The sequence below is a fragment of the Burkholderia sp. Bp9099 genome (assembly GCF_003857805.1).
GTDB lineage: Bacteria > Pseudomonadota > Gammaproteobacteria > Burkholderiales > Burkholderiaceae > Burkholderia.
In genome coordinates this window covers 77097-102669 of the sequence record NZ_QTPU01000028.1, presented here as the reverse complement: position 1 = coordinate 102669, position 25573 = coordinate 77097, and the positions used below count along the sequence as shown (strand labels likewise).

Below are 25573 nucleotides of genomic sequence, written 5' to 3'. Positions count from 1 at the left end.
GCCGCGGCGGACGCAGGCAAGTCGCAGTTCGTGAGCCGTGAAGTGACGAAGCTGGACCGTCCGGAACTGACGTCGGCAAGCATCATCGTGTCGGGTGGCCGCGGCCTGGGCAGCGGCGAGAACTACACGAAGGTTCTCGAGCCGCTGGCCGACAAGCTGTCGGCGGCACTCGGCGCATCGCGCGCGGCAGTCGATGCCGGCTACGTGCCGAACGACTATCAAGTCGGCCAGACCGGCAAGATCGTCGCACCGCAGCTGTACATCGCGGTCGGCATCTCGGGTGCGATCCAGCATCTGGCCGGCATGAAGGATTCGAAGGTGATCGTCGCGATCAACAAGGATCCGGAAGCGCCGATCTTCAGCGTGGCCGACTACGGCCTCGTCGGCGATCTGTTCTCTCTGGTGCCGGAGCTCGTCGGCGAACTCTGCAGTAACGCGGCCTGACCCTGTACATTTCGCGGAGAAGCAAAATGACTGATCTTTTTGAGAACCCAATGGGGCTGACGGGATTCGAGTTCGTCGAATTCGCGTCCCCTATTCCCGGCATCCTCGAAACCGTGTTCGAAAAACTCGGTTTCACGCTGGTTGCGCACCATCGTTCGAAAGACGTGTTGCTGTACCGACAAGGCGATATCAATTTCATCGTCAACCGTCAGCCACAAAGCCAGGCTGCGTACTTCGCTGCTGAGCACGGTCCGAGCGCCTGCGGGATGGCGTTCCGCGTCCGCGATGCCCACCGTGCCTACGATCGCGCCCTTGCAATGGGCGCCCAGCCCGTCGACATTCCGACTGGGCCGATGGAACTGCGGCTCCCCGCGATTCGCGGCATCGGCGGCGCACCGATCTACCTGATCGACCGGTTCGAAGATGGCCAGTCCATCTACGACATCGACTTTTCGTTCATCGAAGGTGTTGACCGACATCCGGTCGGGCACGGTTTGACGCGCATCGATCATCTGACGCACAACGTCTACCGCGGCCGAATGGCGCACTGGGCCGGATTCTACGAGAAGCTCTTCAACTTCCGCGAGATTCGCTACTTCGATATACAGGGCGAGTACACGGGCCTCGCTTCGCGGGCGATGACAGCGCCTGACGGCAAAATTCGCATCCCGCTCAACGAGGAGTCGTCGCGCGGCAGCGGACAGATCGAGGAATTCTTGATGCAGTTCAACGGCGAAGGAATACAGCATATCGCCCTCGCTACGGATAACCTCGTGGACACGATCGACCGGTTGCAGTTCGCCGGTGTGCCGTTGATGACCGCGCCCAACGATTTCTACTATGACGCGCTGGAAGCACGATTGCCGGGGCATGGCCAGCCGGTCGATCAGTTGAAGACGCGCGGCATCCTGCTGGACGGCAGCACGGCAGATGAAAAGCCACGCCTGTTGCTGCAGATCTTCTCTCAAACGCTGCTGGGGCCCGTGTTTTTCGAGTTCATTCAGCGACAAGGCGACGACGGTTTCGGCGAAGGCAACTTCAAGGCTTTGTTCCAGTCACTCGAACGCGATCAAATCGCGCGGGGCACGCTGCAAACCGGACATTGACGACATCGAGCGCGGGCGGCGCCGAGCGTTTGTCTCGGGCTGCCCGGCCGGCGATACGCGACCGCCACGGAGTAATCAAAAGAATCGGGCGCTTGAGGCAGCGCAGCCGTCAGCCCGTCATCCTGGAGACGCATCAATGAAGCTCATCAAAGCGCTGCTCGTCGCCGCGCTATGGATTGCCGCGCAGTGTGCACACGCGCGAAGCAGTTCCGACATGGCCGCACACGTCGAGGTCCACCAGATTTCCTCACTCACCCTCACCGACAGTCAGATGCTGACCGGCAACAAGAATGGAAAGGCCGTGACGGTAGCCGGCATCCTGCGCCTCGCGAAGCACACGGGAAGACAGCCGGTAGTGGTGCTGATTCATGGTTCGAGCGGAATGGGCGCGAACATCGAAATGTGGGAGCGCACGTTCAACGAGAACGGTATCGGGACATTCGCAATCGATGGATTCACCGGCCGCGGGATCAGGTCCACCAGCCAGGATCAATCGCAGCTTGGTCGGCTGAACCTCGTTCTCGACGCATATCGGGCGCTGGACCTGCTCTCGCATGATTCCCGCGTCGATCCGGACAAGATCATGCTGATGGGCTTTTCGAGAGGTGGACAGGCAACGCTCTACGCCGCCATGACGCGACTCAATCGCCTGTGGAATACGTCTGGTGTTCGCTTTCGCGCCTATATGCCTTTCTATCCCGACTGCATGACCCGTTATCGCGAGGACACCGACGTCAACGGGCCAATCCGCGAATTCCATGGGGCAGACGACGATTACGACCCTGCGCCGGCCTGTGCCGCATACTTCGAGCGGCTGCAACAGGCCGGCAAAGACGCCACCATGACGGTTTTTCCGCACGCATCGCATGCGTTCGACATGCCGTACGCGATGCCCACTGTCGTCGTAAAGGGCGCGCAAACGGTACGGGCGTGCCGTATCGTCGAAAACGAAAGCGGCGAACTGATGAACGAGGCCACCGGTTCACCCTTTTCCTTTCACGACGATTGCGTTCAGACCGACCCCCACGTTGGAGGCAATGCGCAGGCGCGCGACGCGGCAATCGTAGACGTGATGGCGTATCTCAAGACAGTGCTGGGTAGCGGCGGCGACGCGCCGGGCAACTAGCCCGTCGTCGCGGCAATCAGGCTCGCCGCAGCGTCAATGGCGGCCACCTCGCATGCTTTGGGGGCGTCAGGCTTCTTACGTTCCGCCAGTTTGACAACTGGCCTGTCGGGCAAACGAATTTGTCATTCTGGCAAGCACGGAATTCACAACGCGCGGAAGACTGCCGGCCACTGAAGAATGTCAGGGCTGAGTGCGCAGTCGGTCAACCAGCAAGCGGAACGCTGCAGAATTGTTCTTTCTGGTTGGGTAATAGAGATGGTAGCCGGAAAAGGGTGAACACCAATCCTCCAGAAGACGGACGAGACGACCATCGCGAATCATCGGGGCAGCATGGTCTTCGACGAGGCAGGCAACACCCTGCCCGTCCACCGCAGCCGCCAGGATCATGTCCGGGTCATCGAAAGTCAAAGGTCCTTCAACGCGCACTTTCATTTCCTGTCGGCCTTTTTTGAATTGCCAGGCATAAAGCGCCCCTGAGCCGGGCAGGCGAAAATTGATGCAGGCGTGCTGGGCCAACTGATGGGGATGGGTAGGTATGCCGCGTTGGGCAACGTAGCCGGGCGTGGCCACGATCGCCAGGCGGAGGTCAGGTCCGATTTTTACCGCAACCATGTTTGGCGCCACCAGTTCCCCAAGCCTGATACCGGCATCGAATCGATCGTCCGCGAGGTCTCGGAAAGCCGCGTCAATGTTCACCTCGACTTGTATGTCCGGGTAGTCTCTGACGAATTTCTGCAGCACAGGCCATAACACGCTAACCGCGGCATGCCGCGGAGTAGTGATGCGGAGAGTGCCCCGGGGGCTTTCCCGTAGAGAGCCGACAGTACCAAGTGTCAGGTCAATGGCTTCGAAAGCCGGCTTCAGTCCCTGCAAGAAGGTTTCGCCTGCCGGAGTCAACGCGACGCTCCGTGTCGTGCGCGTCAGAAGACGAACACCGAGCCGCGTTTCAAGCCGCCGCAAAGTGTGGCTTAGAGCGGACTGCGACGTCAGCAGGCGCGCTGCGGCGCGCGTGAAACTCCTTTCCTCTGCAACAGCGACGAAGGCATTCAGGTCGATTAGGTCATCTCGGTTCATGTGTTTCCCGCCCCGGTTTCATGATTTGCCAATATAACTGTTTTACTTATTTATATCTGCAATTCAATGGTGTAAACCCGCAAAATGAGGGTGTTCAAGACTTAACAGATGACGAGCGATATTCCCCGCACATCGTCTGGTCTCCAACCACCACGGACGTAACAGCCATGACAAATCATTCGCGTCGAACTTTCCTCGCAGGAACCGCAGCAGCCGCAGTCGCGACGCTGGCGCCGGGGAAATACGCAACGGCTCGCGAGGCTTCGTCGCCGGCCATGACCGCACCCATACCCGGAGTATTCCAGCGGACTGTCGGGAAGATCGAGATGCTCTCCGTCTCCGATGGCGCCAACAGCTTTCCGCGTCGAGAAAACTTCGTCTCGAATGTTCCGCCAGCGGACGTCGTCCGCGCACTGCAGGCGGCTCGTTTGCCGACAGACACCATTACGCTAACGTTCACCCCCGTCGTCCTCAAGACTAATGGGCGCGTGATCGTAATTGATACCGGGCTCGGGGAAGCGGCCTTCAGACAGAGCAACGGCGTCGGCGGACAGTTCCATACCAACCTTGAAGCGGCCGGCTACGATGCGGCCGCAGTCGACAGGGTATTGATCTCGCATTTCCATGCCGATCACATTGGTGGACTGGTGACAGCAGATGGCCGCGCGGCATTTCCGAATTCCGAAATCTGGGTACCTGCTGCCGAATACGCGTTTTGGCTGAACGACGCAAACATGGCTCGAGCGGAATCGGAAGCCACAATGGCGAATTTCCAGCGTGCACGCCGCATATTCGGAATTCTCGGCGACTCAGTCAGAACATTCGAGCCGGACACAGAGGTTGCACCGGGCGTCACGTCCATGGCCACACACGGTCACACGCCGGGACATACGTCCTTCGTCGTCGAATCTGGCGCCGATAAGGTGGTCATTCAAGGCGACGTGACCACACATCCAGCGCTATTCATCCGCCATCCGCACTGGCACGGAGCCACGGACATGGATCCTGAGATGGCACAGCAAGCACGAATCAAACTGTATGACCGGGCCGTAGCGGAAGGGATGCTCATTCAAGGATTCCACTTTCCATTTCCGGCTTTGGGCCACTTGGCGCGAGAACAGGACGGCTATCGATTGATTCCTATTGGCTAAGGAGCGCGCACGCGCGCGACGCAGCGGTCGCCGACGTAATGGCTTACTTGAGGACAGGGATGCGCAACGTCAGCGAGGCTCCAGTCGAATAGCGCCGCCATCGTTGCAGGCACGACAGCCGCGGCCTCAATCGCCGCTGGCCTCGAGTGCGTGGGGACTGGGTAGACGCCTGACGTTCCGCCCATCTGACCAGCGCCTGTAGTCGGCTGGCGTCATGCCGGTGAGTTGGCTGAAGGCACGCCGAAACGACGTTTCCTCACTGTAGCCGCATTGCAGTGCTACCTGCTTAATGCTTGCTCCAGGCCGCTCGAGCAACACGCAAGCCATTTCGATCCGCACGCGGGTAATGAACCCTTTGGGTGACTCGTCGGTCAAGCGCTTCAGCCGCCGGTGCAGTGTCCGTTCACTGAGACTCAGCGCGCTCGCCAGCGCTTCAGCGGTCAATCCAGGGCTGGCATGGCGAACGATCTGCTCTGCTTGCAGAAGCAGCGGGTCAGTAGCGTTGACGAACCCGCGGGGCGCATAAACCAGTTGCGGCAGCGGCAAGCTGTCGGCCACGGAGATATCTGCGGCGAGACGGGCCACATCGGGCCCTGCCTCGCGCCTGATCACGTGCAAGGCCAGATCGACCCATGAGAGCGGACCGCCTGTCGTCACGATCCGATCCTGCTCTTCCACTGCCGTGCCCCACACCGCGCGTGCCTTGGGAAACCGCTGCCTGAACGCATGGTGGAGCCACCACGTGGTCGTACAGCGCCTGCCGTTCAGCAAGCCGGCCTCTCCGAGCACGAAGGTACCTGCACACGCAGCGCCCACCAGCGCACCGGCCTGATGACGCTCTTGCAGCCACGTTGCCGCGTGGCCGATCGATGCGGATACAGGGGGTAGCCGGTCCGGCCCCAGTGCCATACCGGTGACAAGCGCCACGTCGCATTGCGTTAATTCCCGAAACGAGGCATCGATCGGAATCAGCCGGCCCTGCGGATCGCGCAGGCCCTTCCCATCCGCGCTTGCGATGACGGTCTCGAAGGTTGGGAGGGCTCGGCCGGGCAGGTCATATGACGCGTCGGCAGGCGGTGCGCGTAACGCTTGCTCCGTCATCCAGAACAGGTCGGCAAGGCCGCTGATGGCGGAGAGCAGGCTGCCTTCGACTGCAACGATTCCTATGCGCACGGCGCGCTCCGTGTCTCAGGGGGGTGGCGAATTTTGCATGAATGTTGGCGAGTTTGCCACCTGCAACGGTTCACTGAAGCCGGATAAATTTGGCACGTCCCCTCAACGATTCGCTTTCACATGAAATTCCCATTCCTTCACGACTGTCCGGTCTCACTCTTTCAGAGACGCGCGCGCCGTCGGTCCGCATGGTTCAGCCGACTGGTTGCTGCCGTAACCTTCACGGCGACGCTGACGACGGCTCATGCGGCAGCGACTGCGGCGCCGGCTGTGCGCAACATTGTCCTCGTGCATGGCGCCTTTGCGGACGGATCAAGTTGGAGCCCCGTGATCGTCAGGCTACAGCGCATGGGTTACCGCGTCACTGCTGTGCAAAACCCTCTCACTTCGCTCGCAGACGACGTTGCCGCCACCGAAAGCGTCCTGCATCGGCAAACCGGCGACGTACTGCTGGTGGGCCACTCCTGGGCCGGCGCGGTCGTCACGCAGGCCGGCAATGCCGCCAATGTGAAAGGCCTGGTCTATCTGTCCGCGCTGGTACCGGACGACGGCGAGTCCGTCGCCGACCTTCTGCAACGCCTCCACGCGCCGATGACCGGCCTCGCACCGGACGCCCACGGGCTGATCTGGCTCGACGATGCGCGAGCGTTTCAGCACGTCATGGCGGCGGACATTCCGCTCGAACAGGCTCGCGTCCTGGCATCGGTTCAACAGCCTGTCGCGGCGGCCTGCTTCACCGGGAAGATCCAGCACGCGGCCTGGCACGACAAGCCTGTCTGGTATCTGCGAACCACCAACGACAATGCGCTGAAGCCCGCCGTGCAGCAAGCCATTGCGCAGCACATCGGGGCAACGGTCAGGTCGATTCGCTCCAGCCACATGTCGATGCTATCTCACCCGGACGAGGTCGCGAGGCTGATCGATCTGGCCGCCCGGAAGGCATCGCAATGAATTCCGGCGCGTTTCGACGCGCTTCACTCCTCCCCTGACAGGCAGGCTTCAATGAATATCCTTCATCTCGATTCGAGCATGCTCGGCAACAGTTCCATCACGCGAGAGCTGTCCGCGGCCGTGGCAGCTGTTCTCCGGGCGCAGCATCCATCGGCGCATGTGACGTATCGTGATCTCGTCCGTGACGAAATCCGGCATCTCAGCGGCCCAATCGCAGCAGGATTTCGCCAGATCGACGTCGGTGCTCTCGACGACGCCACCGCGCACGAACATGAGCTGTCCGAAGCACTCGTCAAGGAGTTTCTAGCGAGCGACGTCATTGTCATCGGTGCGCCGATGTACAACTTTTCGGTACCGAGTCAGTTGAAAGCATGGCTTGATCGTGTGGCCCAGGCCGGGCGCACGTTCCGGTATACCGAAAACGGCCCGGTCGGCCTGGCGGGCGGCAAGCAGGTGATCGTAGCCTCGGCGCGCGGTGGGTTTTACGCGGAAGCGCCGCTCGCACACATGGATTTCCAGGAAAGCTACCTGCAGGCGTTCTTCGGTTTCCTGGGCATCACCGACGTCCGGTTCGTACGAGCAGAGGGGGCGTCGAAAGGTCAAGCTGCCCGGGACGAGGGCATCGCACTCGCCATGGCGTCCCTGACCGAGGTACTCGTCAACGTGCGCACGTCCGGTGAGCAAACCATCCAGTAACAGGGGTCGCTTATGCTGTTCGCCATCAAGCTCGGCTACGTCCGTCCCATCGAAGAAATCCAGGCGCATCTCGATGCTCACAAGGCATGGCTCGTCAGATACGCACAGGCGGGAAATATCCTTGCCGCGGGCCCGCTGCATGAAGAAAACGGCGGATTCGTGCTCGCGTATGCGGGCCAACCACGGGATATCGAGAAAATGATTGCCGAAGACCCATTCCATATTCACGGGCTGGCCACGTTCGATGCTCACTGCTGCGAACCTGCCATATGTGCGGCGGGTTTTCCTGCAAACTGGGCAGCAGGCGCCTGGTCGATATGATTGGCTCCGTTTTCGGCGCGTGTTCGCGCAGGCATCCAGATCAGCGCCGTAGGATCATATCCTGACGCTGACCAACGCATCGCCACAGCGCCATCTGCCAGATCATGCGCACGAGCCATGCCGACCTCGCCGCATCTGGGCTGTCAGGGCATCTCGATCCACCTAAGCGCTGATCAAACTAACCAGTCTGTGGAGCCTGCCAGGACCAAAACAGTATCGATGACTCAGATTCATGAACCGGCGTACCCGAGACTCCCTGACGGGCTGGAAGGGGCAGAACTGGAACAGTCTACACGCCCAGCGCGGCAGAGATTCGGCTCGTCTTCAGCTAGCGCGCCCGGGCCGCACCCGGCGGCGGCCGGCCATCCCCTGCTATAATTTGCGGTTACGTTTACCTTCCTGCGGCGCGCTCGATGCAGCGCGCCCCGCCCTGACCCATGCTCGTTCTCGGCATCGAAAGCTCCTGCGACGAAACCGGCCTCGCGCTCTACGACACGCAGCGCGGCCTGCTCGCGCACGCGCTCCATTCGCAGATCGCGATGCACCGCGAATACGGCGGCGTTGTGCCCGAGCTCGCGTCGCGCGACCACATCCGCCGCGCGCTGCCGCTGCTCGAGGAAGTCATGGCGCAAAGCGGCACGCGCCGCGACGACATCGACGCGATCGCATTCACGCAAGGCCCCGGCCTCGCCGGCGCGCTGCTGGTCGGCGCGAGCATCGCGAACGCGCTCGCGCTCGCATGGAACAAGCCGACCGTCGGCATCCATCACCTCGAAGGCCACCTGCTGTCGCCGCTGCTCGTCGACGAACCGCCGCCGTTCCCGTTCATCGCGCTGCTGGTGTCGGGCGGCCACACGCAACTGATGCGCGTGACCGACGTCGGCGTGTACGAGACGCTCGGCGAGACGCTCGACGACGCGGCCGGCGAAGCGTTCGACAAGACGGCGAAGCTGATCGGCCTCGGCTATCCGGGCGGCCCGGAAGTGTCGAAGCTCGCGGAAACGGGTACGCCGGGCGCGGTCGTGCTGCCGCGCCCGATGCTGCATTCGGGCGATCTCGACTTCAGCTTCAGCGGCCTGAAGACGGCCGTGCTCACGCAGATGAAGAAGTTCGAAGCGGCGAAGCTGGAGGGCGTTGCGCTCGAGCGCGCGAAGGCCGATCTCGCGCGCGGCTTCGTCGACGCAGCCGTCGACGTGCTCGTCGCGAAATCGCTCGCCGCGCTCAAGAAGACGAAGCTCAAGCGCCTCGTGGTCGCGGGCGGCGTCGGTGCGAACCGCCAGTTGCGCTCGGCGCTGTCGGCCGCCGCGGCCAAGCGCGGCTTCGACGTGCACTACCCCGATCTCGCGCTCTGCACCGACAACGGCGCAATGATCGCGCTTGCCGGCGCACTGCGGCTCGGCCGCTGGCCCGAGCAGGCGAATGCGGACTACGCGTTCACGGTGAAGCCACGCTGGGATCTCGCGTCGCTCGCACGCTGAGTCGCGCGGCGCTGCGCAACGTCGCTCGCACACCCGCACGCGCCGGACGGAAAACAAGAAGGCCGCTCGATTCGAGCGGCCTTCTTCATTGCAGCGGCAAGTCGACGCAGCGCCGCAGCGCCGCAGTGCCCCGACGTTACGCAGCGTGTCGCTTGTCGCGCTCGATCAGCGCATACGCGCTGTGATTGTGGATCGATTCGAAGTTCTCGGCTTCGAGCACGTAGGCGATCACGCGCTCGTCCGCGTCGAGACGCTGCGCGACGTCGCGCACCAGATCCTCGACGAACTTCGGGTTTTCGTACGCGCGCTCCGTCACGAACTTCTCGTCCGGACGCTTCAGCAAGCCCCACAGCTCGCACGACGCCTCTTCTTCCGCGATGCGGATCAGCGCCTCGACCGGCAGGTCGGCTGCGAGTTCGGCATCGATCGTCACGTGCGAGCGCTGGTTGTGCGCGCCGTACTGCGAAATCTTCTTCGAACACGGGCACAGGCTCGTCACCGGCACGAGCACCTTCAGGAACAGGCGCGTTTCGCCATTGCGGCATTCGCCCGCGAGCGTCACTTCGTAGTCGAGCAGGCTCTGCACGCCCGACACCGGCGCCGTCTTGTTCACGAAGTACGGGAACGTGACCTCGATGCGGCCGGCCTCGGCTTCCAGCTTCTCCAGCATCGACGCGAGCATCGAGCGGAAGCGCTCGACCGTCAGCGGCGCACGGTTCTCTTCGAGCAGCGCGACGAAGCGCGACATGTGCGTGCCCTTCTGATCGGCAGGCAGGCGCACGTCGAGATTCCAGACGCCGACGCTCGGCTGCACGTCGCCGCTCTCGGTGCACACCGTCAACGGATGCCGGACCGCCTTCACGCCCACGCGCTGAATCGGAATCTGGCGGGTATCCACCGTGCTCTGCACGTCGGGCATCACGAAGGCGGGATTCATCTGGTTCATCTTGTTCAATCCTTGTAAGCCGCGCGTTCGACGACGCGCACGCCGCGTCACGCGGCAGCCGGAAAAGCAACATGGGCCCGCAGGCCCATGTTTTCCGCATCAATGTAGACCGGTTGCGCCAGTCGCACCGACGCCGCCCGCAGGCGGCGCCAGCTTATGCGACGCGCTTCGCCTGATCGGCGACATCGGCCGCCGGGCTCAGGAAGCGTTCGCGAATCGATTTCGCGATGCCCGCGCCGTCGAGGCCGCATTGCGACAGCAGCTTCGCGGGATCACCGTGATCGATGAACTGGTCAGGGAGGCCCAATTGTATTACGGGTCGGATAACCCCACTCTCCATCAGGGCTTCGACGCAGGCCGAGCCCGCACCGCCCATCACGCAGCCTTCCTCGACCGTGACGAGGTAGTCGTGCGTCTCGGCGAGTTCACGCACGAGCGCCGCATCGACCGGCTTCACGAAACGCATGTTCGCGACCGTGGCGTCGAGCTCCTCGCCCGCCGCGAGCGACGGCGCGACCATCGTGCCGAACGCGAGGATCGCGACGCGCTTGCCTTCCGGCTGCGACGTACGGCGACGCACCTCACCCTTGCCGAGCGGGATCTCGGTGAATTCCTTGACCGTCGGCACGCCGGTGCCCGCGCCGCGCGGATAGCGCACCGCGGTCGGGTTCGGCTGCTGCAGCGCCGTGTGCAGCATCTGGCGGCACTCGTCCTCGTCGGACGCGGCCATGATCGTCATGTTCGGGATGCAGCGCATGAACGCGAGATCGTATGCGCCCGCGTGCGTCGCGCCGTCGGCGCCGACGAGGCCCGCGCGGTCGATCGCGAACACGACCGGCAGGTTCTGCAGCGCGACGTCGTGGATCAGCTGGTCGTACGCACGTTGCAGGAACGTCGAGTAGATCGCGACGACGGGCTTCAGCCCTTCGGTCGCGAGGCCGCCCGCGAACGTCACCGCGTGCTGCTCGGCGATGCCGACGTCGTAGTAGCGATCCTTGAAACGCTTCTCGAACTCGACCATGCCCGAGCCTTCGCGCATCGCGGGCGTGATGCCGACGACGCGCGTATCGCGCTCGGCTTCATCGCACAGCCATTCGCCGAATACTTGCGTATAAGTCTTTTTCGCAGGCGTGGCCGACGGCTTGATGCCTTCCGCCGGGTTGAACTTGCCGGGGCCGTGATAGAGCACGGGATCCGCTTCGGCGAGCTTGTAGCCCTGGCCTTTCTTCGTCACCACGTGCAGGAATTGCGGGCCGCGCAGTTCGCGGATGTTCTGCAGCGTCGGGATCAGCGAATCGAGATCGTGACCGTCGATCGGGCCGATGTAGTTGAAGCCGAACTCCTCGAACAGCGTGGCCGGCACGACCATGCCCTTCGCGTGCTCCTCGAGCTTGCGCGCGAGTTCGAGCACCGGCGGCGCCACGCTCAGCACGCGCTCGACGCCCGCACGCGCGGCCGCGTAGAAGCGGCCCGACATCAGGCGCGCGAGATGGCGGTTCAGCGCGCCGACCGGCGGCGAAATCGACATGTCGTTGTCGTTGAGGATCACGAGCAGCTTCGCATCCTCCGACACGCCCGCGTTGTTCATCGCCTCGAACGCCATGCCGGCCGTCATTGCGCCGTCGCCGATCACCGCGATCGAGAAGCGGTCGTCGCCGTTCAGCTGGCTGCCGATCGCCATCCCGAGCGCCGCCGAGATCGACGTGCTCGAGTGCGCGGTGCCGAACGTGTCGTATTCCGACTCGCTGCGGCGCGGGAAACCCGAGATGCCGTCGTACTGGCGCAGCGAATGCATCTGGTCGCGGCGGCCCGTCAGGATCTTGTGCGGGTAGGTCTGGTGACCCACGTCCCAGACGATCCGGTCGTTCGGCGTGTTGAACACGTAGTGCAACGCGATCGTCAGCTCGACCGTCCCGAGGTTGGACGACAGATGGCCGCCCGTCTTCGACACGCTGTCGAGCACGAACGCGCGCAGTTCATCCGCGAGCGGTTGGAGTTGGCGACGATCGAGGCGGCGCAGATCCGCCGGGTCGTCGATGGTTTTCAGCAAGTCGTACATCGTCGTTCCATTGTAGGAAATCAAACGCGCCCGCATTCTATTGCACGCACCGTAGCGTGTGCGCAGCGGCGGGCTTCGCGTCAGCTGACCCGGTTCACCACCAGGTCGGCAAGTTCGGCGAGACGCTGTGCGCGTGCGCCGAACGGTTTCAGCGCATCATGCGCTTCGGCGCGCAGCTGGGCTGCGAGCTCACGCGACGCGTCGAGGCCGAGGATCGATACGTAGGTCGGCTTGTCGTTCGCCGCATCCTTGCCGGCCGTCTTGCCGAGCGTCGCCGAATCGGTCGTGACGTCGAGAATGTCGTCGACGACCTGGAAGGCCAGACCCACGGCCCCCGCGTAGACGTCGAGCGCGGCCATCGCCTCCGCCGACGGCGTGTCGCCCGCCAGCGCGCCCATCCGCACGGCCGCGCGCAACAGCGCGCCCGTCTTCATCCGGTGCATCGTCTCGAGCTGCTCGCGCGTCAGCTTGAGGCCGACGCTCGCCAGGTCGATCGCCTGCCCGCCGGCCATGCCGATCGAGCCGCTCGCCAGCGCCAGCTCGCGCACGAGCGCGGCCTGCTGCACCGGCGACAGCGCGGCGGCGTCGGTCAGCGCGACGAAAGCCTGCGACTGCAGCGCATCGCCGACCAGCAGCGCCGTCGGCTCGTCGTACTGCACGTGCACGGTCGGCTTGCCGCGTCGCAGCGCGTCGTCGTCCATGCACGGCATGTCGTCGTGCACGAGCGAGTAGACGTGGATCATCTCCAGCGCCGCCGCTGCCGCGTTGCGCGCCGCTTCGGTCGCGCCGGTCAGTTCGCCTGCTGCATGGCACAGCAGCGGGCGAACGCGTTTGCCGCCGCCGAGGACCGCGTAGCGCATCGCTTCGTGGAGTTGCGTGGGCACCACGTTGTCAGCCGGCAAATAGTGGCCGAGTGCGTCCTCGACACGGTCGAGCACGGACCGCATCCATTGTTCGAATGTCATAGATCGTCGTCTTCGCCGTCCGTGGCGGCCGTTCCGGACGAAAGCGGCTTCAGCGTCGCGCCGTCGAGCACGCGAACCTGCTGTTCCACCTTCTCGAGCTGCTGTTGGCAAAACGCAACGAGAGTCGCACCGCGGCGATACGCAGCGAGCGAATCCTCGAGGCTCAACGTGCCGCCTTCCATCCGGGCAACCAGCGTCTCGAGTTCCGCGAGCGCCGTTTCATAGTTGTCCGGCAACGGTTCGGTGCCATTGCCGGGCGGGGTGGCGCCTTGGGATGCGGTTTTCGCCATGGACGAGGGTGTCAAATTTCAAAACAAGTCGGACATTCTACGGCAAAAGAGAATTTTCCGACCTGCCGACTTGGCACCCGGGCACGCATTCGGGCCCCTTCTTCGACACACATTGTGCGCCACCCGATCGCCGCCGGACAAAAAATTGACACAAATCAGGCACTTAATCCTAGCCTTGCGAGGCGAACCGGGTATAATTCCGCGTTTCCCTAAATCGATTTTTCGATGGTTGGGTTGTTCACTGCTTTCACGCTAACACCGGGAGTGGGAATGTCCAATCTGAGCGATGCGCTTCAGTTGAAGTCGGCTCACAGCCAGCTTCCAGTCACTGCATACTTCGATGAGGCGCTGCTCGAGCGCGAGATCGAAACCCTCTTCAAGAAAGGACCTCGTTACGTCGGGCACGAGTTGATGGTGCCCGAGGCGGGGGATTATTTTGCGCTGCCGTCCGAGAAGGAAGGCCGCGTGCTGGTCCGCAACCCGGCGAACCAGATCGAACTGCTGTCGAACGTGTGCCGCCACCGGCAGGCGATCATGCTGAACGGGCGCGGCCACACGCAGAACATCGTGTGTCCGCTGCACCGCTGGACGTACGATCTGGAAGGCCAGCTGCTCGGCGCGCCGCACTTCCCCGACAAGCCGTGCCTGAACCTCGGCAAGAGCCCGCTGCAGAACTGGCAGGGGCTGCTGTTCGAGGCCGAAGGCCGCAACGTCGCGCGCGATCTCGCGAACCTCGGCACGAAGCATCACTTCGACTTCTCCGAGTATCACTTCGATCACGTCGAAGTGCACGAGTGCGATTACAACTGGAAGACGTTCATCGAGGTCTACCTCGAGGATTACCACGTCGTCCCGTTCCACCCGGGCCTCGGCAGCTTCGTGTCGTGCGACGATCTCAAATGGGAGTTCGGCGACTGGTACAGCGTGCAGACGGTCGGCGTGCACAACGCGCTCGCGAAACCGGGCAGCGCGACGTACAAGACTTGGCACGAGCAGGTGCTCAAGTTCCGCAACGGCGTGCCGCCGGAGTTCGGCGCGATCTGGATGGTCTACTACCCGGGCCTGATGATCGAGTGGTATCCGCACGTGCTCGTCGTGTCGTGGCTGATTCCGCGCGGCCCGCAGAAGACGACCAACATCGTCGAGTTCTACTACCCCGAGGAAATCGCGCTGTTCGAGCGCGAGTTCGTCGAGGCCGAGCGCGCCGCCTATATGGAAACGGCCATCGAGGACGACGAAATCGCGATGCGGATGGACGCAGGCCGCCGTGCACTGATGGCGCGCGGCGAATCGCAGGTCGGCCCGTACCAGAGCCCGATGGAAGACGGCATGCAGCACTTCCACGAGTTCCTGCGCCGCCATCTCGGCGATCTCTGACCTGCGCGCGGTGCTTGCGCGCCGCACGGCATTCGGCATATGAAAAGACGGGTTCCGGCCCGTCTTTTTTTGTTTAGACTTGGAGTATCAGGCCGTTTGCACTCCAGGGAGCCGTCATGCCACATACCCACTACACCACGCTCATCTCAGCAACCAATCTCGCCGAGCGCCTGGCCGCGGCGCCGGGCAGCGTTGCCGTGTTCGACTGCCGCTTCGATCTCGCCGATCCGGGCGCAGGCGAAGCCGCCTACGCAGCCGGCCATATCGCGGGCGCACAGTATCTCCATCTCGACCGCGACCTGTCCGGCCGCAAGACCGGCACGAACGGCCGCCATCCGCTGCCGACCCGCGACGCGCTCGCCACGCTGCTCGCCAGCCGCGGTGTCAAGCAGGGCCAGCAGGTCGTCGCCTATGACGCACACGGCGGCGCCTATGCGGCGCGCCTGTGGTGGCTGCTGCGCTGGCTCGGGCACGATTCCGTCGCGGTGCTCGACGGCGGCCTGCAGGCATGGGAAGCAGCCGGCCAGCCGCTGACCGCCGACGTGCCGCACCCGGCCGCCGGCGACTTCCGCGCGGCAGCCCCGCTCGAATCGACGGTCGACGCGGCGGCCGTGCTCGCGAACGTGACGTCGGCCCAGCGCGTCGTGATCGATGCGCGCGCGCCGGATCGCTATCGCGGCGAAAACGAAACGATCGATCGTGTCGGCGGCCATATTCCCGGCGCACGCAACCGGTTCTTCAAGGACAACCTGGCTGCCGACGGCCGCTTCAAGACCGGCCACGAACTGCGCGAGACGTTCACCGCGCTGCTGGCCGGCACCGAACCGAACAACGCGATCCTGCAATGTGGATCCGGCGTGACCGCGTGCCACAACGCACTCGCGCTCGAGATCGCCGGGCTTCACGGTGCGTCGCTGTATCCGGGCTCGTGGAGCGAATGGAGCGCCGATCCGTCGCGGCCGATCGCGACCGGCCCGAACCCGTAAGCACCGGCGCGACACGTCGACGAGGCGGCGGCATCTGCCGCCTTGTCGCTTACATCACGCCGTACTTGTGGAACCACTCGATCGCGCGCTTCCAGCCGTCCTCGGCATCGCCCCTCACGTAACTCGGCCGGTAATCGGCGAAGAACGCATGACCGGCATCCGGATAGACGACGATCTCCGATTGGCGCGCGAGCTTCGAATCGCTCGCCTGGATCGCCTTGCGCATGTTCGCGAGCGCCGCCTGCGTGATGTTCGTATCCTTCTCGCCGTACAGCCCGAGCACCGGCACCTTCAGCAACGACGCATGATCGACCGGATTGAACGGTGTCATCTCGTCGGTCTTGCCTTCGACGAACCCGTACCACGCGACGGCCGCCAGCACGTGCGGATTGTGCTCCGCATACAGCCACGCCTGGCGGCCGCCCCAGCAGAACCCCGTCACGCCGAGACGCGACAGGTCGCCGCCGTTCTTGCCGGCCCACGCGACGGTCGCATCGAGATCCTCGGTGACCTGACGGTCCGGCACCTTGTTGACGATGTTGTCGACGAGCGCCTGGATGGTCGGATACTTCGACACGTCGCCCTGGCGCGCGAACAGGTCGGGCGCGATCGCGAGATAGCCGAGCTTCGCGAAGCGACGGCAGACGTCGGCGATATGCGCATGCACGCCGAAGACCTCGTGGATCACGATGACGACCGGCAGGTTCGTCTTGCCGACCGGCTGCGCGCGATACGCGGGGATGCTCGCGTCGCCCGAGCGGATCTCGATGGTGTCGACGTCCAGCCCGGCGCTGTCGGTCGTGATCGTCTGCGCCGACACGGGCAGCACGGCCGCCGCGAAGGTGCCGCCCAGCGCGGCCTGCATGAACTTGCGGCGCGAGAACGGAACACGGGGAACCAGGCTGTCGACTTCGGGTTTCAACATGAATGCACTCCTCGATTGGGCGCCGCCGTCACGGTCATGGCTTGGACCTGACGGGGCATCGCGCCGGCGGACGGCGCGGATGTCGCGGCGGTTGACACTCCGCCGCAAGCGGAAACCCGCACAAGATGCCCAATAATCCGTTGTCACGTCAACTGTCAGATGTGTAAGACTCGATTACGAAGGCGTAATCCGGCGGCGTCCGTAACGGTATCGACAACCGCGATCCGGCCCGGCAAGTTCATCCGCGGCGCACATGCGGCAAGCGCCTTCACGCGCTCGAATGCTTGCGGGTCGGCACGAAACGACGCGCAATAGAGATGCGCAATAAACAGGCCCGGCACGCGAACGCACGACCACCCTGCACTTGAAACGACAACGGGCAGGAAATGCGCGCGATGCGCATTTCCTGCCCGCCCGGCGCACGAACGTGCGGCCGCGTCAGTGCAGCTTGACGCGCGGCAGCGTCGTGCGGCGCAGCCAATGCGCGACCGTATCGAGCATCATGCGCGGATAGCCGTGCAGCGCCGCGATGTGCAGCCGGTACAGCGACATGTACATGAAGCGCGCGAACAACCCTTCGATCAGCATGTTGCCGCCGATCAGCCCGCCCATCAGGTTGCCGACCGCGCTGAAATGACCGAGCGACACGAGCGATCCGAAATCGCGATACGTGAATTCCGGCAGCGAACGCCCGTCGAGCCGGCAACCGATCGCCTTCAGCAGGAAGCTCGCCTGCTGGTGCGCCGCCTGCGCGCGCGGCGGCACGTTGCGCTCGTTGCCGGGCCATACGCAGGCCGCGCAATCGCCGAGCGCGAATACGTTGTCATCGGTGAAGGTCTGCAGCGTGCGGCGCACGTCGAGCTGGCCGAGCTTGTTGACCTGCAGGCCGTCGAGATTCGACAGCACGGACGGCGCCTTGATGCCGGCCGCCCAGACCGTGAGATCCGCACGCACCGTCTTGCCGCTCGCGGTGTGCACGAAACCCGGCGCGACTTCGGTCACGCGCTCGGCGAGCATCAAGCGCACGCCGAGCTTTTCGAGCAGCTCGGCCGTTGCCGTCGATACGCGCTCCTGCAGCGCGGGCAGAATCCGCGGCCCCGATTCGATCAGCACGATGCCGACGTCGTGCTGCGGGTCGAGCTTGTGCAGCCCGTAGACGGACAGCACCTGCGCGGTATTGCGCAGCTCGGCGGACAACTCGACGCCCGTCGCGCCGCCACCGACGATCACGACCTGGATGCGCGGTTCGGCCGCCGCCCCGGGCGCGGGCTGCGCCGGCGCCTGATGCTCGGCGCGCATGCACGCGGCGATCAGGCGCTTGCGGAAGCGCTCGGCCTCGCCGACCGTATCGAGCGCGATCGCGTTTTCGGCCGCGCCCTGCACGCCGAAGAAGTGCGTCGTGCTGCCGATCGCGATCACGAGCGTGTCGTATTCCAGGTTGCGCGCCGGCAGCAGCTCCGCGCCGTCGCTGTCGTTGACGGGCGACAGCGTGATGCGCTTCGCCGTGCGGTCGAGCGCGGTCAGTTCGCCCTGCTGAAACTCGAAGCCATGCCAGCGCGCCTGCGCCGCGTATTCGAGCTCCTGCGTGAACGGGTCCATGCTGCCGGCCGCGACCTCGTGCAGCAACGGCTTCCAGATGTGGGTCGGATTGCGGTCGACGAGCGTGACGAGCGCACGTGCGGGACGATTGCCGCGCGCGCCGTAACGGTCGCCGAGCCGCGTCGCCAGTTCCAGGCCGCCTGCGCCGCCGCCTACGATGATGATCCGATGCATCTGATTCCCCCTTTGCGATTCGAAACTGCTGCCGCCGCACGAGGCAGACGCGATGCGTTCGCGCCGCCCGTTGGATTAACCGGTTCGGACATCATCGATGTGCAGTTCGAAACACTTCGATGCGTCCGATGCCGGAACACGGGGCGCGCTGCCCCCGCGACAATGACCTGACTGACTTGCATTGTCCGGGAGCTTGCGCGTTGACCACAAGCAAACCATCTCGATATTCAGCATCCCTGCAACAATATGCCGCGGGAAACGGGAATCGCACGGGGGTGCGTCAGTGTGCCTCTTCCCAGTTCGCGCCGGCGCCCACTTCGGCGACCAGCGGCACCTTCAGCTTCGCCACGCCGCACATCATTTCCGGCAGCTTCTCGCGCACGAGCGACAGTTCTGCGTCGGGCACCTCGAGCACCAGTTCGTCGTGCACCTGCATGATCATCCGTGACGCGAGCCGGTCGCGCGTGAGCCAGTCGTCCACCGCGATCATCGACAGCTTGATCAGGTCGGCCGCCGTGCCCTGCATCGGTGCGTTGATGGCGGCGCGCTCGGCGGCCTGACGGCGCGGGCCGTTGCCGCCGTTGATCTCCGGCAGCCACAGGCGGCGGCCGAAAACGGTTTCGACGTAGCCCTTCTCCTTCGCCACCGTGCGCGTGTTTTCCATGTACTGCGCGACGCCCGGGTAGCGCGCGAAATAGCGGTCGATGTAGAGCTTCGCCGCATCGCGCGTGATGCCGAGGTTCGACGCGAGGCCGAACGCGCTCATCCCGTAGATGAGCCCGAAGTTGATCACCTTCGCGATCCGGCGCTGGTCGGAATTGACCTCCAGCGGCGTCACGCCGAACACTTCGGCGGCGGTTGCGCGGTGGATGTCCTCGCCCTGCGAGAACGCGCGCAGCAGCGACGCGTCGCCGGAAATGTGCGCCATGATCCGCAGCTCGATCTGCGAATAGTCGGCCGACACGATGCGGTGCCCCGGCGATGCGATGAACGCCTCGCGGATCCGCCGGCCTTCGGCCGTGCGCACCGGAATGTTCTGAAGATTGGGATCGTTCGACGCGAGACGGCCCGTGACCGCGACCGCCTGCGCATAGTTCGTGTGCACGCGGCCCGTTGCGGGATTCACCATGCGCGGCAGCTTGTCGGTGTAGGTCGACTTCAGCTTCGACAGCCCGCGATGCTCGAGCAGCAGCTTCGGCAGCGGGTAATCCTCGGCGAGCTTCTGCAGCACTTCCTCGTCGGTCGACGGTGCGCCGCTCGGCGTCTTCTTCACGACCGGCAACTGCAGCTTCTCGAAGAAGATCTGCCCGATCTGCTTCGGCGAGCCGAGATTGAACTCGCCGCCCGCCAGTTCGTACGCCTGGCCCTCGAGCTCGATGAGCCGCGTCGCGATCTCGCTGCTTTGCGCCTGCAGGCGTGCGTCGTCGATCAGCACGCCGGTGCGCTCCATCTTGCGCAGCACGAGCGACACCGGCATCTCGATCTCGCGATACACGCGCTCGAGGCCCGCCTCGCGCGCGACCTGCGGATACAGCGCCTGATGCAGCTGCAGCGTGATGTCCGCATCCTCGGCCGCATACGCCGCGGCCTGCTCGAGCGCCACTTCGTCGAAGCCGATCTGCTTCGCGCCCTTGCCGGCCACGTCTTCATACTTGATCGTCTTGACGCCCAGATGACGCAGCGCGAGGCTGTCCATGTCGTGCGTGCGGTGCGATTCGAGCACGTACGATTCGAGCAGCGTGTCGTGCTCGATGCCGTTCAGCGCGATGTCGTAGTTCGCGAGCACCTGCGCGTCGTACTTCAGGTGCTGGCCGACCTTCTTGCGGTCGGCCGATTCGAGCCACGGCTTCAGGCGCGCGAGCACGTCGTCGATCGGCAGCTGCTCGGGCAGGTCGGGACCGCGATGCGCGACCGGAAGATATGCGGCCTTGCCCGGCTCGACCGAGAACGACAGGCCGACGAGCCGCGCGGTCATCGGGTCGAGCGACGTGGTTTCGGTGTCGAACGCGGTCAGCGCGGCCGCGTCGATCTTCGCGAACCATGCGTCGAACTGCTCCCAGGTCTGGATCGTGTCGTACTCGCGGACGATGTCTGCGGCCACCACCGGGGCGGGGTCACCTTCCGGCGCATCGGCGCCGCCGCCTTCGGCGGGCGCGCTGTCGACTTCGCGCAGCCACGTCTTGAAGCCGTAGCGCGCGAAGATGTCGCGCAGCAGGTCGCGTGCTTCGCCGTCGCTCTTCAGCGACGCTTCGATCGATTCGAGATGCGGCGCGAGATCGCAGGCCGTGTCGACGGTCACGAGCTTGCGGCCGAGCGGCAGGAAGTCGAGCGCGCGGCGCAGGTTGTCGCCGACCACCCCCTTGATCTCGCCTGCGTGTTCGATCACGCCGTCGAGGCTGTCGTATTGCGACAGCCACTTCACGGCCGTCTTCGGCCCGCACTTCTCGACGCCGGGCACGTTGTCGACGGTGTCGCCGATCAGCGCGAGGTAGTCGATGATCCGCTCGGGCGGCACGCCGAACTTCGCGACCACGCCGTCGCGATCGAGCGTCTCGTTGGTCATCGTGTTGACGAGCGTGACGTGATCGGTGACAAGTTGCGCGAGGTCCTTGTCGCCGGTCGACACGATCACGTTCATCCCGTGCCGTTCGGCTTCGCGCGCGAGCGTGCCGATCACGTCGTCGGCCTCGACGCCCTCGACCATCAGCAGCGGCCAGCCGAGCGCGCGCACGGCGCCGTGAATCGGTTCGACCTGCAATGCAAGATCGGGCGGCATCGACGGACGGTTTGCCTTATAGTCGGCATAAAGGTCGTCGCGGAACGTCTTGCCCTTTGCATCGAACACGCAAGCGCTATACTCTGCACTGACTTCCTTGCGCATACGACGCAGCATGTTGATGATTCCGTAGAGCGCTCCGGTCGGCTCCCCGCCAGGGCCACGCAAATCAGGCATCGCATGGTAAGCCCGATACAGATAGCTCGAACCGTCAACCAATAGCAGGGTCTTACCTTCCAGATTTCGTTCTTCAGGCATTATGAACAAGAGAAAAGTGATTCCGAGTCTGCGTTCGCTCGCAGATCAAGAACGCGCGACGGCCAAGAAGGCGCGCGCATCGTGGCAGATGTTCACGATTATGGCAGAGTTTATCGAGGCGACCGAGTACCTGTCGGAGATCCGCCCGGCCGTCAGCATCTACGGTTCTGCCCGTCTGAAGCCCGATACGCCGCACTACAAGTTGGCCGTGCAGATCGCGCGCAAGCTGTCCGACGCCGGCTTCGCGGTGATCTCCGGCGGCGGCCCCGGCATCATGGAAGCCGCGAACAAGGGCGCGCACGCCGGCAAGGCGCCGTCGGTCGGCCTGAACATCGAGCTGCCGCACGAACAGGCCGGCAACCACTACCAGGACATCTCGCTGCGCTTCCGCCACTTCTTCACGCGCAAGGTCACGTTCGTGAAGAACTCCGACGCGGTGATCGTGATGCCGGGCGGCTTCGGCACGCTCGACGAACTGTCCGAAGTGCTCACGCTGATCCAGACGAAGAAGTCGCGCCTCGTGCCGATCATTCTCGTCGGCAGCACGTTCTGGCAGGGGCTGCTGCAATGGTTCCGCGACCAGTTGATCCCGAACGGCCTCATCAATCCGGAAGACATGGACCTGATGCAGGTGATCGACGATCCCGACCAGGTGCTCGACGCCGTGCTCGCGTTCTACGAGGACAGCGGCGAGGAAGAAGGCGCGGACGGCGACGATCATCCGCCGCGGCCCGAAGAAGACCGCATGTTCTATCTGTAATTCGATCGGCTCGATGGCCGGCCGTCGCGGCCGGCATCCCGCTTCCCGCGCGGCAGGCATGGCGATTCCGCCACCTGCCGCGCGTCATTTTGTAACGCCGCGTTAATCCCGCAACGCGGCGACGCACCGTCGAATGTCAAATTCGGGCGGCCGGCGCCGCACAACGCCTTCGACGCGTGCCACGCCCGGGACCGACCATTGTCAAATCACGCTGCCGTCCATCGGTCCAGCCGGCCGGCCTGACGTCAATCTGCCGTAACAAATGCCGCTCGCCTTTTCCGTGCGGCGCCCGCACACTGCCTCTTGTCGGCGTGGCGTCCCCCCGGTGGAACGATCCCCCCTCGCGTCCATCGCGTCGCGCCGGCCTTTTGACAACGACATCACGGAAAACAACATGAAACGTTCGCTGATCGCCCTCGCCTTCGCCGGCCTCGGTGTTTCGCTGTCCGGCCTCGCCCACGCCGTCAACGTCGACGTCAACATCGGCACGCCCGCGCCGGTCGTCGTCGCGCCCGCGCCTGTCGTGGTCGCACCGGCTCCCGCGGTCATCGTCGGCTGGCACGGCGATCGTTACTGGGACGGCCGCCGCTACTGGGAACGCCGCGAGTGGGAAGATCACGAGCGCCATCATGGTCACGGCGGCTACCACTGCCCGCCGGGACACGCGAAGAAGGGTGAGTGCTGAGCATCCGAGTGCGGGTTCGATCGGGCTCGCGCACTGCAGGACAAAGAACAAGGCCGCACGTGAACGAAAGTTCGCGTGCGGCCTTTGTCGTTACGCCCGCGGCTTGCGCGGCGTTCACATCACTGAAACGCCACTTCCGCGAAGCTCCTCAGCTTCCGGCTATGCAGCTTGTCGAGCCCGTTCGTGCGCAGGATCTCCATCGCCTTCACGCCGATCTGCAGATGCTGGTCGACCTGCCCGCGATAGAACGTGTCGGCCATGCCCGGCAGCTTCAGCTCGCCGTGCAGCGGCTTGTCGGACACGCACAGCAGCGTGCCGTACGGCACGCGGAACCGGAACCCGTTCGCGGCGATCGTCGCGCTTTCCATGTCGAGCGCGATCGCGCGGCTCTGCGACAGCCGCTGCACGGGTTCACGGTGATCGCGCAGCTCCCAGTTGCGGTTGTCGACGCTCGCGACCGTGCCCGTGCGCATCACGCGCTTCAGTTCGGCGCCTTCGAGACGGGTGACCTCGGCCACGCCGCGCTCGAGCGCGAGCTGCACTTCGGCGAGCGCCGGGATCGGCACCCACAGCGGCAGGTCCGCATCCAGCACGTGATCCTCGCGCACGTAACCGTGCGCGAGCACGTAGTCGCCGAGGCGCTGCGTGTTGCGCAGGCCCGCGCAGTGGCCGAGCATCACCCACGCGTGCGGACGCAGCACCGCGATGTGATCGGTGATCGTCTTCGCGTTCGACGGGCCGACACCGATGTTGACCATCGTGATCCCGCTGCCGTCCGCGCGCTTCAGGTGATACGCGGGCATCTGCGGCAGCCGCGGCGGCGCGGCGCCCTCGGCCGGCTCGCTGCCGAGGTTCGCGTTGTACGTGATGACGTCGCCCGGCTCGACGAACGCGCTGTACTGGCTGCGGTACTCGCGCACCTCGGGATCGTCGCTCTCCGTCATCATCGTGCGGCCGAGCTTCACGAATTCGTCGATGTAGAACTGGTAGTTCGTGTAGAGCACGTAGTTCTGGAAATGCGTGGGCGACGTCGCCGTGTAGTGACGCAGCCGGTGCAGCGAGAAGTCGACGCGCGCGGCGGTGAACAGCGCGAGCGGATGCGGCTCGCCGGGCGCCGGCTCGAACGTGCCGTTGACGATGCGGTCGTCGAGGTACGACAGGTCGGGCGTGTCGAAGATGTCGCGCATCGCGAGCAGGCGGTCGCGGTCGAGCTCGCCTTCGAGGTGGATGCCTTCGGGAAACGCGAAGTGAACTGGAATAGGCTGCGACGACACGCCGATCTCGATCTTCACATGGTGATTCTTCGACAGCAGGCGCAGTTGCTCGCGATAGTAGTTCGCGAACAGGTCGGGGCGCGTGACGGTCGTCTCGAACACGCCGGGACCCGCGACGAAACCGTACGAACGGCGCGAATCGACGTGCGTGTTGACGTCTGTACGAATCCGCACGAACGGATAGCACGCACGCACGTGCTCGGTGATCGGTTCGTGGCGGCGATAACGCGCGAAGGCATCGCGCAGGAAGCCCGTGTTGGTGTCGTAGATGGCCGACAGCCGCGCGACGGCGGCGACGGAATCGTCGAATGCTTCGACGGGCGGGCTCTCGGGCGTCAGCACCCGATGCCGGCGGCTCAAATCGTTCTTCATTTTCATCACCTCGTCTGATCGAACGACATTACCACGGAACCCGGTCATGCTCATGGCCACTCGCTTGCACGCCGCTTGCACGCGAGGGCCGGGCCGCGCGCAGTATTTGCTAAAATCGGAAGGTTCACTGGAGACTCATCATGAAGCCGCTCATTCTCGTCGCCGCTGCCGCCGTGTTCGCGGGCACGTTTGCCGCTGCCGGCGCCGCTTACGCCGCCGGCGGCACGCCCGACGCCGACGCGCAGGCCCGGGCCGAGGCCAACGAGGCCGCCGGCCTGCCCGATCTCCGCAAGATCAACCGGCCGGGCGCCGAAGTCACGTCGAAAGTCGACTTCGCCGACATCCGCCGCACGCCGAGCTTCCACGCAAAGAGCAAGAGCGGCACCGAGGTCACCGAGTATCGCGATCGCGGCAAGCCGGTCGAAATCGACGTGAAGTCGAACTTCGGCACGCGCTACCAGATGAGCTCGACGCTCGACACGTCGCCGAAGCCGCACGACGCGGGCGTCCCGATCACGCGCCTGCCGTCGGTCAACCTGCGCTACTGATTTCCTGCCGCGCCGCGTCGGTCCCGACGCGGCGCGCCGGCATTCCCTTCACCTCCTGT

The 25573-nt window shown here is 64.4% G+C and carries 23 protein-coding genes; 13 read left to right on the top strand and 10 right to left on the bottom strand.

Features of this window, described 5'->3' with window-relative positions; all coding sequences use genetic code 11:
• The 3 genes from DIE17_RS28775 to DIE17_RS28765 form a co-directional block, all read left to right on the top strand.
• Nucleotides 1-444 (top strand): electron transfer flavoprotein subunit alpha/FixB family protein (locus DIE17_RS28775; RefSeq protein ID WP_221624898.1); only part of this gene is annotated, 444 nt, incomplete at its 5' end.
• 26 nt (nt 445-470) lie between these two features.
• Nucleotides 471-1550 (top strand): 4-hydroxyphenylpyruvate dioxygenase, encoded by a 1080-nt coding sequence (hppD, locus tag DIE17_RS28770; protein ID WP_124921427.1) that lies wholly within the window; start codon nt 471-473, stop codon nt 1548-1550.
• Between the two features lie 136 nt (nt 1551-1686).
• The gene (locus DIE17_RS28765) at nt 1687-2676 is read left to right on the top strand and encodes a dienelactone hydrolase family protein (RefSeq protein ID WP_124921426.1); all 990 of its coding nucleotides are present in this window, start codon (nt 1687-1689) and stop codon (nt 2674-2676) included.
• Nucleotides 2677-2856: 180 nt separating this feature from the next.
• Here DIE17_RS28765 and DIE17_RS28760 read toward each other — a convergent pair whose 3' ends face one another.
• On the bottom strand, nt 2857-3750 hold the full coding sequence (locus DIE17_RS28760) for a LysR family transcriptional regulator (RefSeq protein WP_124921425.1): 894 nt from the start codon (nt 3748-3750) through the stop codon (nt 2857-2859).
• A 20-nt stretch (nt 3751-3770) separates the two neighbouring features.
• On the opposite strand from DIE17_RS28760, the gene DIE17_RS28755 reads away from it, so the two are divergent.
• Entirely contained in the window at nt 3771-4901 is a 1131-nt protein-coding gene (locus DIE17_RS28755) for an MBL fold metallo-hydrolase (protein ID WP_260439269.1), read from the top strand.
• Between the two features lie 126 nt (nt 4902-5027).
• On the opposite strand, the gene DIE17_RS28750 is transcribed toward DIE17_RS28755, so the two are convergent.
• On the bottom strand, nt 5028-6074 hold the full coding sequence (locus tag DIE17_RS28750) for a GlxA family transcriptional regulator (RefSeq protein WP_124921424.1): 1047 nt from the start codon (nt 6072-6074) through the stop codon (nt 5028-5030).
• A 120-nt stretch (nt 6075-6194) separates the two neighbouring features.
• Between DIE17_RS28750 and DIE17_RS28745 the strand changes: the two genes are divergently transcribed.
• From DIE17_RS28745 to tsaD, 4 genes are all read left to right on the top strand, one after another.
• A complete protein-coding gene (locus tag DIE17_RS28745; RefSeq protein WP_124921423.1) occupies nt 6195-7025 on the top strand; it encodes an alpha/beta fold hydrolase in 831 nt (276 codons plus the stop codon).
• A gap of 51 nt (nt 7026-7076) precedes the next feature.
• Entirely contained in the window at nt 7077-7721 is a 645-nt protein-coding gene (locus DIE17_RS28740) for an FMN-dependent NADH-azoreductase (protein ID WP_124921422.1), read from the top strand.
• A 12-nt stretch (nt 7722-7733) separates the two neighbouring features.
• The gene (locus DIE17_RS28735) at nt 7734-8042 is read left to right on the top strand and encodes a YciI family protein (RefSeq protein WP_124522667.1); all 309 of its coding nucleotides are present in this window, start codon (nt 7734-7736) and stop codon (nt 8040-8042) included.
• 437 nt (nt 8043-8479) lie between these two features.
• A complete protein-coding gene (gene tsaD, locus DIE17_RS28730) occupies nt 8480-9520 on the top strand; it encodes a tRNA (adenosine(37)-N6)-threonylcarbamoyltransferase complex transferase subunit TsaD (RefSeq protein ID WP_124486427.1) in 1041 nt (346 codons plus the stop codon).
• A 136-nt stretch (nt 9521-9656) separates the two neighbouring features.
• Here the strand turns inward: tsaD and folE2 are convergent, their stop codons facing one another.
• From folE2 to DIE17_RS28710, 4 genes are all read right to left on the bottom strand, one after another.
• Complete coding sequence (gene folE2 / locus DIE17_RS28725) at nt 9657-10466, bottom strand: GTP cyclohydrolase FolE2 (RefSeq protein WP_124921421.1); 810 nt, start codon at nt 10464-10466, stop codon at nt 9657-9659.
• Between the two features lie 154 nt (nt 10467-10620).
• On the bottom strand, nt 10621-12525 hold the full coding sequence (dxs, locus tag DIE17_RS28720; protein ID WP_044845272.1) for a 1-deoxy-D-xylulose-5-phosphate synthase: 1905 nt from the start codon (nt 12523-12525) through the stop codon (nt 10621-10623).
• Between the two features lie 80 nt (nt 12526-12605).
• Nucleotides 12606-13490: a polyprenyl synthetase family protein gene (locus tag DIE17_RS28715; RefSeq protein WP_044845271.1), complete on the bottom strand. Its 885-nt coding sequence runs from the start codon at nt 13488-13490 to the stop codon at nt 12606-12608.
• On the bottom strand, nt 13487-13780 hold the full coding sequence (locus DIE17_RS28710) for an exodeoxyribonuclease VII small subunit (RefSeq protein ID WP_044845270.1): 294 nt from the start codon (nt 13778-13780) through the stop codon (nt 13487-13489). Before DIE17_RS28710 ends, DIE17_RS28715 begins: the two co-directional genes overlap by 4 nt.
• Nucleotides 13781-14050: 270 nt before the next feature.
• Between DIE17_RS28710 and DIE17_RS28705 the strand changes: the two genes are divergently transcribed.
• Together DIE17_RS28705 and DIE17_RS28700 are read left to right on the top strand one after the other, a co-directional pair.
• Nucleotides 14051-15157 (top strand): aromatic ring-hydroxylating oxygenase subunit alpha, encoded by a 1107-nt coding sequence (locus DIE17_RS28705; protein ID WP_044845269.1) that lies wholly within the window; start codon nt 14051-14053, stop codon nt 15155-15157.
• 116 nt (nt 15158-15273) lie between these two features.
• Nucleotides 15274-16143 (top strand): sulfurtransferase, encoded by an 870-nt coding sequence (locus DIE17_RS28700; protein ID WP_124486430.1) that lies wholly within the window; start codon nt 15274-15276, stop codon nt 16141-16143.
• A 49-nt stretch (nt 16144-16192) separates the two neighbouring features.
• On the opposite strand, the gene DIE17_RS28695 is transcribed toward DIE17_RS28700, so the two are convergent.
• From DIE17_RS28695 to polA, 3 genes are all read right to left on the bottom strand, one after another.
• The gene (locus DIE17_RS28695; RefSeq protein WP_124921420.1) at nt 16193-17068 is read right to left on the bottom strand and encodes a dienelactone hydrolase family protein; all 876 of its coding nucleotides are present in this window, start codon (nt 17066-17068) and stop codon (nt 16193-16195) included.
• A gap of 438 nt (nt 17069-17506) precedes the next feature.
• A complete protein-coding gene (locus DIE17_RS28690; protein ID WP_124522664.1) occupies nt 17507-18841 on the bottom strand; it encodes an NAD(P)/FAD-dependent oxidoreductase in 1335 nt (444 codons plus the stop codon).
• A gap of 280 nt (nt 18842-19121) precedes the next feature.
• On the bottom strand, nt 19122-21875 hold the full coding sequence (polA, locus tag DIE17_RS28685; RefSeq protein WP_124522662.1) for a DNA polymerase I: 2754 nt from the start codon (nt 21873-21875) through the stop codon (nt 19122-19124).
• 1 nt (nt 21876) lies between these two features.
• On the opposite strand from polA, the gene DIE17_RS28680 reads away from it, so the two are divergent.
• Both DIE17_RS28680 and DIE17_RS28675 read left to right on the top strand, forming a co-directional pair.
• Nucleotides 21877-22635 (top strand): TIGR00730 family Rossman fold protein, encoded by a 759-nt coding sequence (locus DIE17_RS28680; protein ID WP_044845264.1) that lies wholly within the window; start codon nt 21877-21879, stop codon nt 22633-22635.
• A 394-nt stretch (nt 22636-23029) separates the two neighbouring features.
• A complete protein-coding gene (locus DIE17_RS28675) occupies nt 23030-23320 on the top strand; it encodes a hypothetical protein (protein WP_044845263.1) in 291 nt (96 codons plus the stop codon).
• A 119-nt stretch (nt 23321-23439) separates the two neighbouring features.
• On the opposite strand, the gene DIE17_RS28670 is transcribed toward DIE17_RS28675, so the two are convergent.
• Nucleotides 23440-24966, bottom strand: coding sequence for an AMP nucleosidase (locus DIE17_RS28670; RefSeq protein ID WP_124646476.1), 1527 nt, complete (start codon nt 24964-24966; stop codon nt 23440-23442).
• A gap of 140 nt (nt 24967-25106) precedes the next feature.
• On the opposite strand from DIE17_RS28670, the gene DIE17_RS28665 reads away from it, so the two are divergent.
• Entirely contained in the window at nt 25107-25514 is a 408-nt protein-coding gene (locus DIE17_RS28665) for a hypothetical protein (protein ID WP_044845262.1), read from the top strand.
• Nucleotides 25515-25573 lie beyond the last annotated feature (59 nt).

Excerpts from the sequence above, each read along its gene's own strand:
- hppD (WP_124921427.1), top strand. The coding sequence starts at position 471 with ATGACTGATCTTTTTGAGAACCCAATGGGGCTGACGGGATTCGAGTTC.
- DIE17_RS28765 (WP_124921426.1), top strand. The coding sequence starts at position 1,687 with ATGAAGCTCATCAAAGCGCTGCTCGTCGCCGCGCTATGGATTGCCGCG.
- DIE17_RS28760 (WP_124921425.1), bottom strand. The coding sequence starts at position 3,750 with ATGAACCGAGATGACCTAATCGACCTGAATGCCTTCGTCGCTGTTGCA.
- DIE17_RS28755 (WP_260439269.1), top strand. The coding sequence starts at position 3,771 with ATGATTTGCCAATATAACTGTTTTACTTATTTATATCTGCAATTCAAT.
- DIE17_RS28745 (WP_124921423.1), top strand. The coding sequence starts at position 6,195 with ATGAAATTCCCATTCCTTCACGACTGTCCGGTCTCACTCTTTCAGAGA.
- DIE17_RS28740 (WP_124921422.1), top strand. The coding sequence starts at position 7,077 with ATGAATATCCTTCATCTCGATTCGAGCATGCTCGGCAACAGTTCCATC.
- DIE17_RS28735 (WP_124522667.1), top strand. The coding sequence starts at position 7,734 with ATGCTGTTCGCCATCAAGCTCGGCTACGTCCGTCCCATCGAAGAAATC.
- tsaD (WP_124486427.1), top strand. The coding sequence starts at position 8,480 with ATGCTCGTTCTCGGCATCGAAAGCTCCTGCGACGAAACCGGCCTCGCG.
- folE2 (WP_124921421.1), bottom strand. The coding sequence starts at position 10,466 with ATGAACCAGATGAATCCCGCCTTCGTGATGCCCGACGTGCAGAGCACG.
- dxs (WP_044845272.1), bottom strand. The coding sequence starts at position 12,525 with ATGTACGACTTGCTGAAAACCATCGACGACCCGGCGGATCTGCGCCGC.
- DIE17_RS28715 (WP_044845271.1), bottom strand. The coding sequence starts at position 13,490 with ATGACATTCGAACAATGGATGCGGTCCGTGCTCGACCGTGTCGAGGAC.
- DIE17_RS28710 (WP_044845270.1), bottom strand. The coding sequence starts at position 13,780 with ATGGCGAAAACCGCATCCCAAGGCGCCACCCCGCCCGGCAATGGCACC.
- DIE17_RS28705 (WP_044845269.1), top strand. The coding sequence starts at position 14,051 with ATGTCCAATCTGAGCGATGCGCTTCAGTTGAAGTCGGCTCACAGCCAG.
- DIE17_RS28700 (WP_124486430.1), top strand. The coding sequence starts at position 15,274 with ATGCCACATACCCACTACACCACGCTCATCTCAGCAACCAATCTCGCC.
- DIE17_RS28695 (WP_124921420.1), bottom strand. The coding sequence starts at position 17,068 with ATGTTGAAACCCGAAGTCGACAGCCTGGTTCCCCGTGTTCCGTTCTCG.
- DIE17_RS28690 (WP_124522664.1), bottom strand. The coding sequence starts at position 18,841 with ATGCATCGGATCATCATCGTAGGCGGCGGCGCAGGCGGCCTGGAACTG.
- polA (WP_124522662.1), bottom strand. The coding sequence starts at position 21,875 with ATGCCTGAAGAACGAAATCTGGAAGGTAAGACCCTGCTATTGGTTGAC.
- DIE17_RS28680 (WP_044845264.1), top strand. The coding sequence starts at position 21,877 with ATGAACAAGAGAAAAGTGATTCCGAGTCTGCGTTCGCTCGCAGATCAA.
- DIE17_RS28675 (WP_044845263.1), top strand. The coding sequence starts at position 23,030 with ATGAAACGTTCGCTGATCGCCCTCGCCTTCGCCGGCCTCGGTGTTTCG.
- DIE17_RS28670 (WP_124646476.1), bottom strand. The coding sequence starts at position 24,966 with ATGAAGAACGATTTGAGCCGCCGGCATCGGGTGCTGACGCCCGAGAGC.
- DIE17_RS28665 (WP_044845262.1), top strand. The coding sequence starts at position 25,107 with ATGAAGCCGCTCATTCTCGTCGCCGCTGCCGCCGTGTTCGCGGGCACG.